This is a genomic window from Streptomyces sp. AC627_RSS907 (genome assembly GCF_019049165.1).
Genome location: NZ_JAGMUE010000561.1, coordinates 1 through 563, shown reverse-complemented (window position 1 = coordinate 563; position 563 = coordinate 1). Strand labels below are relative to the sequence as shown.

Annotated in this window: 1 pseudogene; it reads left to right on the top strand. The window is 68.6% G+C overall.

What is annotated here, in order from left to right:
- Positions 1-76: 76 nt before the first annotated feature.
- Positions 77-563, top strand: a pseudogene (locus KUM32_RS37070) (hypothetical protein); the annotation flags it as partial.

Genomic DNA, 563 nt, shown 5'->3' with positions numbered 1-563 from the left:
GAGCGAACCTGGTTCTGCCCGAAAGTGTTCCTGCTCGGCCACTCCTGTCCTGTGCAGCACGCCGTACCGTCCGGGCATGAGTGTTTCGGCCAGCTTGGACGACTCGCCCGTCTCCGTTCAGCCCGGCGGCGAGGCCGATCTCCCCGTACGGGTACTCAACTCGGGAACCACCGTTGAGGAGTTCCGATTCGAGGTGGTCGGGCCTTGTGCCGCCTGGGTCACAGTAGAACCAGCGGCGCTGTCTCTCTACCCCGGCGCATCGGGCACCGCCACGTTGCTGCTGCGCCCGCCGCGGAGTTCGCGGATCTCCGCCGGCCCGATGCCGCTCGGTCTGCGGGTGATTCCGACCAATGACACCGCGCACACCCAGGTGCCCGAACGGACCATCACGATCCTGCCGTTCACCGACGTCACCGCCGAGCTCGTGCCGCGTTCCTCGCACAGCCCCTGGCGCGGGCGGCACAAGCTGGCCGTCGACAACCTGGGCAACACGCCGCTGACGCTGGGCCTGGCCATCCAGGAGGGTACGGAGCGGGCCAAGGTGACCTTCGAGCCGGCCGCTC